Here is a 14,347-nt window from a genome sequence, read left to right as displayed (position 1 = left end):
ACATTCAATTGTTTTTGGGGTTTTAATTTTTCTTGGTCAAAAAATCATACATCTCCTGCGGTGTTCCCAATGCCATCAATTCTTGAAACTTAACCATCTCTTTTAGTTCTTGGTAAACCTGACTTTCAGAAATGTCACGCTTTGGGGCACCCTTGTTGACTGTCATAATACCATCTGCAATCGTGACAAAGCCCAATTCTTCAAAGATTTGAATCATCTTGATAAGCAGAATCTGGTCAATTTTGAGAAATTGGCTGAGCTCTTTCAATTTGTAACGCACGTCAAACTCTGGAAATTGGTAAATAGTCTTATAGAGTCTGGCAAATTGCTCACGTGTTCCATAACCAGTCAGATAATAAGCTTTCTCAATTCTATTTTTAAAATAGACAGCTTCAAAAGGTCTATCGGCAACAAGTTTTTTCAGTTCTTCTGCTGTCTCTGGAATCTGATCAATCACAACAGACAAACTCTCAGTGTCTTCAGATAAAAGCGGAATATCTGTTGGCAATACAGCATTTTTAGCGCGAATATCAAAGAGCTGAATCCCACTGACACGCGCATCTACCAACATGAGCTGCAAGCTGGTATTACCATTCCATTGATTGACAGACAAGGTCACAGCTAATTCTAATCCTTGTGCCTGCTGGAATTCCTGAACAAGGGCTCCTTGATTGAAGGCTACAACATCATATTGGCTATCAGTCTGTTTCACTTTGAACTTGAGATGAGCGCCATTTTGTCCCATAGTACGAGCTTGTAAAACTTGAAAATCCCTCAGCCAAAAAACGGGCTTTTTATTATCCATGCCAAAAGGTGCCAGCTTATTGAGGCCCTTTAACATGTCAAAGCTTAATTCTGATAAATGCAGTTCTTCATCAAGAAGCAAACTATTTTTCTGTTTGGTATCAATCGCATGCTCATAAAGGTAGGCAGACAAAGTTTTCGAGAGTGCAGTCAAATTCTCTTCTGGTAATGTCATGCCAGCAGCTCCGCTATGTCCTCCGAAAGCCACAAAAAGCTCACGGTGGGACGATAAGGCATCAAAAATATCTATGCTCTCCAGACTGCGGGCAGAGCCTTTTGCCAAACCGTCCTCAATAGTTAAAACGACAACTGTCTGACTTATCTGCTCCATAATTCGGCCAGCAACTATTCCCAAAACTCCAGGATGCCAGCCTTCTTTAGCCAGAACCTGAACGGGTTTATCAGGGTCAACCATAGCCATAGCTTCATCAAAAATAACTTGCACAAGCTCCTTGCGTTCATCATTTTTACCATTAATCATTTGGGCAATGGCTAGCGCTTCTTCCTCATCAAAGCCAGTCAAAAGTTCAATAGCAGGGTTCGGGTCGTCCAGACGGCCAAGAGCATTTAGCTGAGGGGCCAATTTGAAACCGATTGTTTCTTCTGAAACAGTCGCAGAATCCACTTCAGACACTCGCAAAAGCTCCTGAAGACCGATCCGTTCTGTTTGTTTTAGCATCTCAAGCCCCATTTTTACCATGATGCGGTTTTCATCAGTCAGACTAACCATATCAGCAATTGTTCCGATAGCTACTAAATCTAACATTTCTGTTGGAATAGATTCGAGCAGTGCCGTTGCTAATTTAAAGGCAACACCACAGCCTGCTAAGTCTTTAAAAGGATAATCAGCATCTGGATGATTGGGATGAATGATAGCAAATGCTTCTGGCAGCTCTGCTGGCATGCTGTGATGGTCTGTCACAATAACATCAACCTGCTGCTCTTGCGCAGAAGCGATAGCCTCATGTCCAGCTACGCCATTATCCACCGTTATAATCAATGAAACAGCCTGCTGAGCGATAAAATAGTTATAAACAGATTCATTAGGGCCATAACCATCTGTAAAACGGTTAGGCAAATAAACCTGAACTTCTGCTCCCAGCATCTCTAAAGCTTCCTTGACAATAGAAGCGGAAGTCATCCCGTCAGCATCGTAATCGCCATAAACCAGAATCTGTTCGCCCTTTTCAATAGCCCGAAAAATACGTTCTACTGCTTTGTCCATATCATTGAGTAAATAAGGATCGTGAAGCTGAGACAAATCGGCACCTAAAAAAGCCTGCAAAGCCTCTTGGGTTTCAATTCCTCGTTCATAAGCAATAGCGGCAGCTGATTCTGTCAAACCAGCTTCCATAGCCTGTTTAAAAAAGCCAGCATCTGGCTCCTTTTTTGTTATCTTCCAATTATACTTGGATCTAATCATTGTTTTCTTTCTTTATTTGTAGTTAAATACAGTTCGTGCCAGATAATCTGCCAATCTTGGAAAAAGGGTATAAAACTTGTGCGCTGCTGCAAGGCTAAAAGGCATATTAAGCTCACGCTTATTTTTACCAAGACAATTAACCACCCGTTTTGCTACAAGATCTGGCTGTAAAATAAATCGCTCAATGCTCTTAAGATAAGCGCCAGACGGATCTGCCCGTTCAAAGAATTTGGTGGCAACAGGGCCAGGATTGACAGTTGTCACATAGACTTCCTGAACTCTTAATTCTAAGCGTAAAGCATTAGAAAAGCCAATCACTGCAAATTTTGTTGCTGAATAGACGGTTGATTTGGCTGAGGCAATCAAACCTGCCATACTGGCAATATTAACAATATGGCCTCGCCTTTGCTCTGCCATTTTTTGACCAATCAGACGGGAAAAATTGATAGTTGCCAGAGTATTGACATCAAACATCTCCCGAATATGCTGAGCGTCATAACAGTCATAAGCCTTGAACTCACCAAAACCCGCATTGTTAATCAAAACATCAATTCGGCCAAACTGCTGGTAGAGGTCTGTAACCAGCTCTTCTATCGCCTTATCATCAGTAATATCTAAAGCAATACAGTTCTTATTAGGAACATGGGCATAGATCTCTTCTAGCCTTTCCTTGCTGCGCCCCAGCAAAATTAATTCATCATTATTTGATAAGTGTTTAACGATTTCCTGAGCCAAGCCTCCGCTTGCACCCGTAATCATAATGATACGCTGTGCTGTCATTAGATTTTCACCTCTTCAAAGTCACGTACAATATGAGTGTTTTTAAAAACATCTTGAGCATCTGCAGCCATTTGGCTAATGTCACGTCCAAGAAAGCGAGCAGACACATGATTTAACAACAGACACTTAGCAGAAGCCTCCTTTGCTACCTGAGCCGCCTGTATATTAGTCGAATGCCCATGACTGCGAGCTAATTTTTCATCGCCCTTCCCATAGGTAGATTCGTGGATAAGGACATCAGCACCCAGCCCCAGACGAACACTGGCATTGGTCTTTCGTGTATCTCCTAAAACTGTGACAACCTTTCCTTTTTTAGGCTCCGATATATAATCAGCAGCCTTAATAAGAGTCCCATCTTCTAAAGTTACGTCATGTCCCGCTTTAACCTGTCCAAACAAAGGGCCAAATGGAAGACCTGCTGCTTTTAAGCCCTCAGCATCTAAGGTTCCTTCCAAATCTTTTTGAATAATACGATAACCTAAACAAAAAATAGTATGATCCAGCTTGTCTGCATAAACCATAAATTTATCTGTCTCTGCAATCTTACCTAAATTCTTATCATTAAGTTCAACAAAATGAATATGATAAGGCAAGCGAGACCCTGTCACACGTAAGCTAGTCATAACAAATTGCTTGATTCCTGATGGGCCATAAATGGTAACGTCTGTTTGCTCCTCATTGGCCTGAAAAGCACGAGAAGCCAAAAAGCCAGGCAACCCCAACACATGATCGCCATGCAGATGAGTAATAAAAATCTTTTTAATCTTACGCGGCCTAATAGTGGTCTCTAAAATTTGGCGCTGTGTGCCTTCTCCGCAATCAAACATCCAAATTTCATTGATTTCATCCAAGAGTTTAAGAACCAGACTTGATACGTTGCGCTGCTTGGCCGGCTGTCCAGCGCCCGTTCCTAGAAATTGTACTTCCATTTATCTCATACTTTCTAATCGTTATTTAATTTGACATAGGCTAGATATTCACGCTGCTCAAAACCGTAGTAAATCTGACCGGAATAGTTCGGCAAAAGCTCTGCCAATTCATCCTTATTAAAACTCTTAATTTTGATCATATCTCCTTTTAGCTTAGCAACATGGCTGAGCAGAGCATTTTGAGGCGTTAGATCTTGCAGCTCTTCTTCATCAAAAGCAATATCCAGCATACGAATAGCTCCACTTTCTGCCGTAATTTTATAGTGCGGAAAGACCTGTGCTAATTCACATAATAGACTTGCATGAATTGGCTCTGCCTTTTCTGGAAAAACCAAGGCTCTTTCATCCAAAGCAAAACAAAATCCATAGGATTTCCCCGATAAATTCAAACGAATAAAAGGCTTTGTTTCCTCAAAAGAGGGATGATTTTGAAAAAGCATCAGCTCCTTTGACAAGTCAAAAAAGTAATCCGTAGCCGCTTTAGGACTTTGTTTTTGATAAAGCTCAGCAAAATAAGCATTGATAACGCTTGGCGGTGGTGTGATAAAAATCAGTTTTTGATCATCCGACAACTGCGCCAGCACATTTTCCAAATAAACCTTATCTAAGCTGGTGAAACCGCCGTATTTAAGTGCAAGTGATACATAATCAGTCATAAAAACGTTCTAACTTCCATTGATTGCTAGGCGAAATATAGCCTGTGATTTCCTCAGTTTCTGATGCAAAACTGTAGCTGTCCAAAAGGGCAATCTTATTTAACTCATAAAGTTTGTAAAGGTCTTTTTGATGCAGCTTAAGACTAAAAGGCTGATAAAGCCCTCGAATTTCATCAATAATAATCTGACGAAGATGTTCTTGAGCCCCTTTCTGATGAGCTGAAATTCTAACATTGGGAAAAGCAGTCGCGGTTAAATGATCAGCTATATCAATCTTATTGTAAATAGCCAGACGCGGAATATCAGCCATGTCCAATTCTTCAAGAATGTCCAAAACAACCCTTTCCTGCTCAGCATGATTGGCATCAGAAGCATCTATAATATGCAAAAGTAAGTCCACATGTCTGCTTTCTTCAAGTGTTGATTTGAAAGCAGCAACCAATTCAGTTGGCAAATCCTGAATAAAACCAACCGTATCCGTCAAGGTTGCCTGAAATTGATCCTTCAAATAAATCTTTTTGGTTGTTGCATCCAACGTAGCAAAAAGCTCATCTGCTTCATACTGAGTATTATTCGTCAGGATATTCATAATCGTAGACTTACCCGCATTGGTATAGCCAATTAAGCCAATTTTAAAAGTATCTGAGTCTACTCGCTTATCTCGAGCCGTCTGACGGTTCCTCTCAACCTGCTTAAGCTGACGCTCAATATCTATGATTTGATTACGAATCGAACGACGATTAAGTTCCAGCTGACTCTCACCAGGGCCTCTGCTGCCAATACCCCCAGCTTGACGACTAAGCATAACACCTTGTCCTGCTAAACGCGGCAGCATATACTTCAGCTGTGCCAAATGCACCTGAAGTTTTCCTTCATGACTGCGTGCCCGCATTGCAAAAATATCCAAAATTAATTGCATGCGATCAATAACCTTAACGCCTAAAACAGCTTCAAGATTAGTGTTTTGACGCGGTGTCAGACGATTATTGACAATGACGGTATCAATAGCATCTGCATCTGCCAAAGATTTAATTTCATCTAACTTACCAGATCCAATTAAGGTTTTACCATCATACTGCTTTCGCTTTTGATGATAAAATGAGACAACATCCGCACCAGCTGTTTTTGCCAGACTGGCCAATTCTTTCATTGACATCTCAAAATGTTCCGTCTCTTGCAGCTCAACCCCCAGTAATATCACTCGTTCTTGTTTTTCTTGTGTCGCAATCACTAGGGGCTCCTTTCACCTTCTAAGACATATCTTTTTAATATTATACCATAGCCTAGAAAAAAATCGGCTGACAACCAGCCGATTCCTTTCACTTTTTTCTTGATTTTCTTTCTAGTGGCCGTATTTCCAGCTTTCCCTTTTTTTACGGCGGGAAAGTGACAATAACAAGCGATGTTCTTCTTCAAGATTAGTTTGATAAGCCATGGACAAGACCAAGCCCACTCCTATCAAATTAGAAATCAATGATGATCCTCCTTGAGAAATAAAGGGAAGAGGAATCCCCGTTAAAGGCAACAGACCAAGCGTTGCTCCAACATTTTCAAAAATATGAAAAACAATCATCATGATAAAACCAGTTGAAATAAAGGTATAAAAACGATTATTAGATCTGAAAGTTACCCTAAGCATACGGTAAATCAAAAAAAGATAAGTCAGAAGCACTAGGCCAGAACCTATTAAACCAAAATCCTCAGCAATGACGGTAAAAATCATATCACTCTCACGAACGGGAACATTCAAATCCATCACGTTAAACCCTTTGCCTGTCACTCCGCCAGAACCAATAGCAATCATTCCCTGCGTCTGCTGATAAGCAATTCCATTAGCATAGGTAAAAGGATCCAGCCAAGCTAAAATACGATTGATTTTATAGGTTTCAAACCCAAGACCGTAAAGCCAAGCCTTTCCCCATTCTGACATAAAAATAACAAGAAAGATTAGAAAGGCTGCTGTTGCAACTCCCACTATTGGTAAAATGATTTTCCATGAGATTCCTGCGACTAAAACCAAACCTGCCAAAATTGCCATAAAAACCATGGCTGTTCCTAAATCTTTTTGCAAAGCTAAAAGAAGCAAAACAGGAATAGTAACAAGAATGTATTTTCCCAACAGTATGCCATCATCTCTAAGTTCAGTCGCTACTCGTCCATGTTTTGAAGTTACCGTAATGCGGGACAGCATAAGAATATAGGAAATTTTCATAAATTCTGATGGTTGAAAAAGGGTTACCGAGCCGATACTAACCCAGTTCTTGGCTCCTGTTGATTCGACCAATTCCGGCGAAAAAAAGATCAAGGGTAAGATCATCAAACCTAAACCAAAACCATATAGCCAAGGAGTGATCTTCCATAGAAATTCTGTATTAAAAAACATGACAACAAAAGCTATCCCAGCTCCCAGAAGAATCCAAAGAACTTGCTGAATCATGAGTTTTATCACATTATCAGGATAATCAAAGGATGTCGCTATATAAACCGCTACTAAACCTACTAATAAAAGGATTAGCACTGGCAAAATAATTGAGTATTCTATTCGATTTTCTATCTTATTTTTTGATTTAAACATCTGAACTCCCTAAAAGGTATTAGCAAAAAACATTATACCACGTTTTTCTAAAAGCATTCTCATTCAGCCGTAAAAAATTCTAAAAAAATCACACCCAAAAAGAACTGGAAAAACCAGTTCCTTTTAAAATTAAGGCTTCTCGGGATTAACAATGTTTAAAATGAATTGAACGTCCTCCGCGACCAAAATTTGCACTTGCAAATCTATAAGTTGTTCCTCGGAACGATGAACGGTAGTAAAATACGCTGCGATAAGAAGGAATTTGATAGTAAAATTTTACTGGTGCACAATAGCAGAATCCATGATGGTAGCCACCATAATTGATTTCTTTAAATTGGTAGCTATATCCAAAATCAATACGTCTATGACCGCCTTTGTGTTTATGACCGCCAAAGTCATAATCTCTGCGTCCTTTATGATTATCAAAGTCAATATCCTTTTGACCGTGTCTCTTATGACCACCATGATTTGGCCAGCAATCATCATGTTGAATAGGTTTTTGAGGTTTGTCTTTTTTAGGTGTCTCTTCGGTTACTTTAACATAAGCATCATTAACAGTTACAGTTGGGCTGACTGGTGCTGTTGGTTCTACTGGTTTTTCACCTGGTGCTGTTGGAACAGCAACTTTTGAGTTAATAGCAAACCAATAAACAGTATTTGTTCCAACTTCGTTACCAGTCACAGTGAAACTCAAGTTACCATCTTTTAGAACAACCGCAGCCGAACCATAATAGTAAGTAGGTGAAGATTGGCTATCCCAGCCTCCTGCACCCGCTGCAGCGTTAAAGGTTGAACCGTGAGCCATATATTCGTTGTCATTGACAGCGTAAACTACACCATTTTGGTTGGTTACTGATGAACCTGGAACTTGAATGTAGGTGTTATTACCGATTGTTACAGACTCAATATGATTTGATTTATCATATTTTACCGTAGGCGTGTAAGTTACCAGACCAGTTGCTGGGTCAATGGTATAAGTACCAAAAGTATTTCCATCAGCATCTTTTGTGTTGCCGTTTTGATCTTTAGCAGCAACTGATGTTGCTGAAATAGCTGAGCCATCAACCACAAAACGTGCTGGATTGCTATTTGACAATACAACATCATCACCAAAAGCTGCGGCAAGAGATTTTGCTACAGCAGTACCATTGTTAAGAGATGGTACACTGCCATCAGCATAAACGTCAACTGCAACGGTTACAAGCTTGCCTTTCACATCGTAAGCGGCCACTTCCACAGCTTGTGGTTTTTCATTGGTGACATAAGCCATACCATTCCAGTGATTAAGAGATGACAGGCTCACAATAACTGATGAGGCTGACAAATCAATTTCTTGATCAGCTTTATCAAAAAATTGAATTTTAACATTCACTGTCAATTTTGCATCTGATGACGCTGTGTTAGAACCAATTGTAATCGTACGTGTTGGATCATGATGAAGAGTAACAATTGCTGTTTCACGTGAATTAGTTGAAGAAACTAAGGTATAAGTATAAACGATCTTAGCAATAGCTTTTCCATCAACAGATGAATTTTCAAGATTAGTATAAGTTGCTGAGAAACTATCGCCCGTTGAGACAAGAGCCCAAATATCTTCATTTGAGGTAAATTCATTATCAGGTGTCACTTTATCCCAAGTTAATGATGATACATCATAAGAATCAAGGATATTTTTTGAAGCCAGAGCTTCTGCAGATTCTTTAGTAATATAGACATTAATACCGTTAGCAGCTAAAAGTGCATTAGGCTCTTTTTCAAGAATCAAATCTTGAGCTGTTGCTACAATTCCAGCACCTTTACCAGTCGCAACTTCAGCTTGATATTGGTCATAAGCTGCCTTTTGTGATTCATATTGCGCCAAGGCAGTTTCGTAAGCTGAACGTTCTGTTTCATATTGAGCTACTGCCTCTTTATAAGTTTCAGTTGCTAATTTAACAACTTTTGCCTGTGCTTGGTTTGCAGCTACTGCTTCTTCGACAGTATTATAATATTTTGCTTCTCCTTGTTCTACCTTCACTCCTGCAGTTGCAGCATCTGTTGCGGCATCTGTCAGTTCTTGAGTATCAACATCATAAGTTGTTACAGTATTTGTTCCTTTAGTTTCTTCGCTGACAACAGTCAAAGTTGATGAGGTATCTGTTAAAACATCCCCTGTTGTCCCTGTAGTTGCTGCAGGAGCTGTCTCAGTGGTAACATTCTCATTGACAGCAGTAACTGCTACTTCTCCAGCAGTGTCTTCTAATGCACTTGCATCTGACACAATATTTGTCTCAACATTCTCATTCACTGATACTTCATCTGCTGATGCAGTGTCGGCTAAGCCTGCAACCGCTAAAGTTGCGGCAATTGCTAGTGAAACAACACCGATAGATTTTTTACGGATTGAGAATTTTTCCTGACTTTGTTTATAATTTTTGAAGCTTTTCATAATAATTTTCTCCTTTTTGTAAAATTTAATTCTAATCTGGCAAAAATAAAACTAGCCACAAATGTGGCTAGTTTCAAATTGTCAAAGTTCCAAAATAACTTAATTTTAAATATCAAGAACAGCTTTACCGCTTGTATTGAAGTAAATACGTCGACCAGTTGACAAGGTTACCCATTTATTGAATACCTTATCACCTGAATCAGGATCATAATAAGATACTGAGTTATCCGAGTTACGTACCAAAGTTCCTTTGGCTTGTACCCCATTCTCATCAAAGTAAAGAGTTTGTCCTTTGATAACTTGTGCACCAGTCACAATCTTGCCATTAGCATCGGCATAATACCAAACGTTATCTCCAGTTGTGAAGAAATCTGAAGTGAGTTTTTCACCTGAATCAGCGTCATAGTAAGATTTTGAACCATCAGCAGCTGTTACCAATCCACCTTTGACCTGTTTCCCTGTTTCTTCATCAAAATAGAGAGACTGACCATTAATTGTTTGTGCTCCGGTTACAATCACACCATTTTGATTAGCATAATACCAAGCATTGTCACCAGTAGTAAAGAAGGATGATTTTACTTGTGAACCATCAGCATTGAAATAGTAACGTTTACCTTGGATAGTCTGGAAGCCAGTTACGACATAACCGTCACTGTCAGCATAATACCAAGTGTCATTTACTGAGAAGAATTTTGAAATCTTCTTCTTACCTGAGTCAGCATCATAATAAGAACGTTTACCGGTATCATCAGTGATAAATTCACCTTTAACTTGTAAACCATCTTCCTTGAAGAAATAAGTGCTTTCATTAATTGTTTGTTCACCAGTCAAAAGATAACCGCTTGAACCTGCATAATACCACTGACCACCTACAGTGACAAATTTAGAATAGACTTTCTGACCAGAGTCAGCATCAAAGTAAATAATTCCTTTATCAGTCTTAAGGAAGTTACCCTTGACTTGAACACCACTATCTAAGAAATAATAAGTCGCGCCATCAATTTCAGAAATACCTTGAGCCATAACACCGCCTTCATAGAAATAGCGGTAAACTTTGCTTTTTACTTCTTTTCCTTCGGAATCAGTAGTTGTTACTTCGTAGTCTTTCCAACCAGAAGATGTCTTACGTTTACCAGATTTACCATAATAGTAGGTTGTACCATTAGTATTTGTCACATAAGCATCTTTAAGCATGATACCATTTGGCAAGAAGTAATAGCCATAATCACCAATTTCTTGTGCTCCCACAACCATATGACCATCCTTATCAAAGTAATATTTATTACCTTCATAAGTTACAAATTGTGATTTAGCTTGTGTTCCTGAACTTGTACGGTAGGTCATGCCAGTTCCATCATGGAAGAAGCCAGTTGTAGCTGTTTGATCACCAGTCAACTGAGCAGGAAGGAATGCTCCATCTTTAGTAACGGTGAAGTAAGTTCCGCCATCGCTAAGAACATAATCTGAACCACGGTCAAGAACATTTGTACCATTCAAATATTCAGCTTTCCATTGTTTAATTTTCACGGAAGCATCAATCGTTTGGCCAGTTGAAATCATTACTTCTGTGAAAAGTTCTGGATAGGTCTTTTGAAGGTACTCAAGGTACTCACCGCCGTATTGCGCTTGATAATCACTTCCTGAAGATTTTGTATTAGCCACATAAAGTTTCTTAACAAGCTCTGCATCTTCATTGACATTACCAAAATTATCTGTACGTGTTGCAGTGACAACTTCCTCACCAGTCAATGTATAGATTTGGTCTGGAACCCAGTCTGCAATGGCCTGAATACCCGCTGCATGAAGAGCTTTAAGAGCATTACGAAGATCTTCTGAAGAACCATATTTATTGTTCTTACTCATAGCTAAGTCGTAACGGTCATCGAAAGCATAGCCATTTTCAATGATAGAATCTAAGAAAGTACCATCAGTTGTTGAAACATACTGTGGTGCAAGTTCAAATGAAGTAATTCCCCATGATTTGAAAAGATCCGTATTTTCAGCAATCTTCTTATTAGTATATTGATTATCCGTTTTTACAAAATCTTGGAAATTAGAGAAACCTTCATAAATCACTTGAGCTTCCAAAGCAGCTGATGGTTTATAAACCTGTTCACCTTCTGTCTTAGTTTCCGTAGAAGCTGTAGCAAGAACATTTTGATCCTCAGAAGCTCCTACCGGTACCCAAACAGAAACATAGCCGCTCATATCAACAGTTGAGAAACCTTTAATTTCATCTGCTGTGAAAGTAAGGTAGCCAGATGCATCCGTATACTTAACAACATCAGTATCAGCATCTGTCAATGATGATACAATACCATTTTCCGTACCGCGAATCAACGGACGGTAAGCTTGATTAGCATGGGCTGCACCCATATTCACTTTAAGAACAGCATCTTTCTTCAATTCCAACTGAGGATTGTTAGAAACCAGCGTTAACATACCTGAAGTACGGCTGTTTTCAGTTCCTTCTGTGTCAGTTGCTGACATTAAATCTTGTCCGTAGCGAACTGATACATAGATGCCATTATTGTAGCTTGCATCTGAACCATCAGCAAATGTTCGTGTTGCATCAAGATCAGCAATGTATGATGTCTGACCACCCGCTACATATTTAGAACGTGCTTGCAATAGGGTTGTAATTTGATCATAATATGGTGACTTAGTTTCCATATACTGACCATTATCTGTGTACAAATCACCATAGTATACACGTGTAACTTGTCCCATATTTTGAAGCATCAAAGCATAAGCTGCAGGAATATTGTAGTGAGTATATTTTTTCTCTACCTTATTCATGTCTTCATTGTAGGTTTTGAATGCTTCTTCTAGCTCTTTAAGAGTGAACGTGAAACCATCTGTATCAGGATTCTTTTCAGCAATAATCTTAGCAATAACAGTTTGGACTTCTGAGTCATGTGCTCGAACAAAAACATATGAAGCTTTTCCAAGTTCATCATATGATGTTACATCAGAACGATCTGCCAGACCATAATAACCACCATTGACCAAATCTTTCAGATTAGCTGTACGCGTTTCACCGCCAGTTTCAGAAGTAATTGGACGTGTTAAAGCATACAGAAGTGACAAACGCAAACCATTATCCATGGCAAGAGCTGCACCATTAGTATCGTAATTATAGTATGGATCGTTATGCGACCAAGCTTCGAGAATTGAGATATGAGCAAGTGCATTTGCTTCTGTTTCACTTACTTTATAAGCTGATTTGAAAAGACGCGTATACAGTTGGAGCATATCAGCATTGACATTATCCACCGCATCTACACGAACGCCGTCAAAATTAGCATCGCTGTCGCCAAAAACAATACTTCCCCAATTCATAAGGTAATATAATTGGTTAAGCTGTTCTGCTTGAACGGTTGGATTGGAATTATCAACGTCATTTGACAGCAAGAATTCATAACCGCCAACACCGCCGTTATCATTTCCTTTTGTATATTTTATCTCACCAGTTTGGTTGGTAGGCGTGCGATTAAGCAAACGATAACTTGAATTAGCCCATGGCGTTAAATCTGAATTTGTATAAAGAAGGGCACCACCTTGCAAGTGATCTGCTTTATTGTAGTTTTCTGAATCTTTATTCCATTTTGATTGCGTAGATACAAAGGTTTTAATAGCCGTACGTAACCACTCTGTAGATTGTTCTGCGGTAATACGTTGTTCAATCTTAGTTTGAATAATCTGTGCGGCAACATTTAAAGCCGTTTGTGATGTTTCAAGCGTAAATGTACCCTCTTCACCATCCATTGCCTTTGTCATATAATTCAAATAATCAACTTGAGTATCTTTATCAGGCCACCAAGACATTAAAATTGGCCGCAAATCTGATTCCTTTGACTCTACCCAAGTCTTGCCATTTTCATAAATATAGGCAGGACGATACCAACTATTAGCTGTTAAATAACCATCAACAAGCTCAAAACTTGCTGTCGTTGAATCTTTTGCAGCATTATGAAGCGTAAAAGTATCAACCTGATTAGTTAAACCTTCAGTAAATGAATAGGTTGATGTGCTTGTCAAAGCGCCATTACCATCAAAATACAGCAGCTGACCATTTACCGTAATAGCAAAATTTTTCTTGTAACTACCATCATCATTAACATAGCGATAACTGCCATCAATCAATTTGATCTTATCCAATGACAATGCAGCTTCTACTTCTGTACTTGACAGACCGCTAGTTGCTTCTGTAACCACTTCTGCAGATGAAACCGGAGCCTTGTCTGCCTCCACTGTTTCAGAAGCAGCTTCTGAAGTTGTTGAAACTTCTGAAGTTGATGTTGATGTACTTTCAGAAGTTGTTGTTTCTGTTGTTACTTCTGAAGTTGCTGAAACTTCTGTTTCTACTGAGGTCGAAGAAACCGTACTGTCGGACACAACTGCTTCTGACGAAGTTGTTTCTGAAGTCACAGTCGTACTACTATCAGCATTATCTTCAATAGCAGCAGTTACTTGATCTCCTGTTGTTTCATCTGCTGAAACAAGGTTAGATGTTAGGACTGTTCCTCCCAAAACAGAGGCGAGTGTGGCCACTGACACGGCAATAGTAACCCACTGCTTCTTGACTTTATGAAGCTTGTAGCGTACTTTGTTTTCCATATTCAATTCCCCATTTCTATTTTGTTCGAAATCTACTTTTCAAACAGAACTATTATACCATGTTTTTTTAGCTTATTTTTAGTTTTAATCGTTTTTTTATATCATTACTTTACAATTACAATAATATTAATG

The 14,347-nt window shown here is 39.2% G+C and carries 8 protein-coding genes; all 8 read right to left on the bottom strand.

Annotation, left to right across the window (positions count from 1 at the left end):
* Positions 1 to 22 precede the first annotated feature (22 nt).
* The 8 genes from recJ to ACVRZ8_RS04895 all read right to left on the bottom strand — a co-directional run bounded on the left by recJ (position 23) and on the right by ACVRZ8_RS04895 (position 14,215).
* Positions 23 to 2,227, bottom strand: coding sequence for a single-stranded-DNA-specific exonuclease RecJ (gene recJ, locus ACVRZ8_RS04930; RefSeq protein ID WP_447448201.1), 2,205 nt, complete (start codon positions 2,225 to 2,227; stop codon positions 23 to 25).
* Between the two features lie 12 nt (positions 2,228 to 2,239).
* Positions 2,240 to 3,007 carry an SDR family NAD(P)-dependent oxidoreductase gene (locus tag ACVRZ8_RS04925; RefSeq protein WP_447448200.1) on the bottom strand — a complete coding sequence of 256 codons (768 nt, stop codon included), beginning with the start codon at positions 3,005 to 3,007 and terminating at the stop codon, positions 2,240 to 2,242.
* Positions 3,007 to 3,936 (bottom strand): ribonuclease Z, encoded by a 930-nt coding sequence (gene rnz, locus ACVRZ8_RS04920; protein WP_447448199.1) that lies wholly within the window; start codon positions 3,934 to 3,936, stop codon positions 3,007 to 3,009. Before rnz ends, ACVRZ8_RS04925 begins: the two co-directional genes overlap by 1 nt.
* A 14-nt stretch (positions 3,937 to 3,950) precedes the next feature.
* Positions 3,951 to 4,592 carry a cystathionine beta-lyase gene (locus ACVRZ8_RS04915; RefSeq protein WP_447448198.1) on the bottom strand — a complete coding sequence of 214 codons (642 nt, stop codon included), beginning with the start codon at positions 4,590 to 4,592 and terminating at the stop codon, positions 3,951 to 3,953.
* A complete protein-coding gene (hflX, locus tag ACVRZ8_RS04910) occupies positions 4,585 to 5,823 on the bottom strand; it encodes a GTPase HflX (protein WP_447448197.1) in 1,239 nt (412 codons plus the stop codon). Before hflX ends, ACVRZ8_RS04915 begins: the two co-directional genes overlap by 8 nt.
* Positions 5,824 to 5,934: 111 nt before the next feature.
* Positions 5,935 to 7,167 (bottom strand): FtsW/RodA/SpoVE family cell cycle protein, encoded by a 1,233-nt coding sequence (locus tag ACVRZ8_RS04905; RefSeq protein ID WP_447448196.1) that lies wholly within the window; start codon positions 7,165 to 7,167, stop codon positions 5,935 to 5,937.
* 145 nt (positions 7,168 to 7,312) lie between these two features.
* Positions 7,313 to 9,595, bottom strand: a complete 2,283-nt coding sequence (locus ACVRZ8_RS04900) for a GbpC/Spa domain-containing protein (protein ID WP_447448195.1) — start codon at positions 9,593 to 9,595, stop codon at positions 7,313 to 7,315.
* A gap of 105 nt (positions 9,596 to 9,700) precedes the next feature.
* Positions 9,701 to 14,215: a glycoside hydrolase family 70 protein gene (locus tag ACVRZ8_RS04895; protein ID WP_447448194.1), complete on the bottom strand. Its 4,515-nt coding sequence runs from the start codon at positions 14,213 to 14,215 to the stop codon at positions 9,701 to 9,703.
* Between the last annotated feature and the right edge of the window lie 132 nt (positions 14,216 to 14,347).

The sequence above is a fragment of the Streptococcus dentiloxodontae genome (assembly GCF_053206925.1).
The sequence above is the reverse complement of the archived record's forward strand: the minus strand, read 5'-3'. Positions and strand labels throughout refer to the sequence as shown.

Coding starts and splice junctions, on each gene's coding strand:
- recJ (WP_447448201.1), bottom strand. CDS start 2,227: ATGATTAGATCCAAGTATAATTGGAAGATAACAAAAAAGGAGCCAGAT.
- ACVRZ8_RS04925 (WP_447448200.1), bottom strand. CDS start 3,007: ATGACAGCACAGCGTATCATTATGATTACGGGTGCAAGCGGAGGCTTG.
- rnz (WP_447448199.1), bottom strand. CDS start 3,936: ATGGAAGTACAATTTCTAGGAACGGGCGCTGGACAGCCGGCCAAGCAG.
- ACVRZ8_RS04915 (WP_447448198.1), bottom strand. CDS start 4,592: ATGACTGATTATGTATCACTTGCACTTAAATACGGCGGTTTCACCAGC.
- ACVRZ8_RS04905 (WP_447448196.1), bottom strand. CDS start 7,167: ATGTTTAAATCAAAAAATAAGATAGAAAATCGAATAGAATACTCAATT.
- ACVRZ8_RS04900 (WP_447448195.1), bottom strand. CDS start 9,595: ATGAAAAGCTTCAAAAATTATAAACAAAGTCAGGAAAAATTCTCAATC.
- ACVRZ8_RS04895 (WP_447448194.1), bottom strand. CDS start 14,215: ATGGAAAACAAAGTACGCTACAAGCTTCATAAAGTCAAGAAGCAGTGG.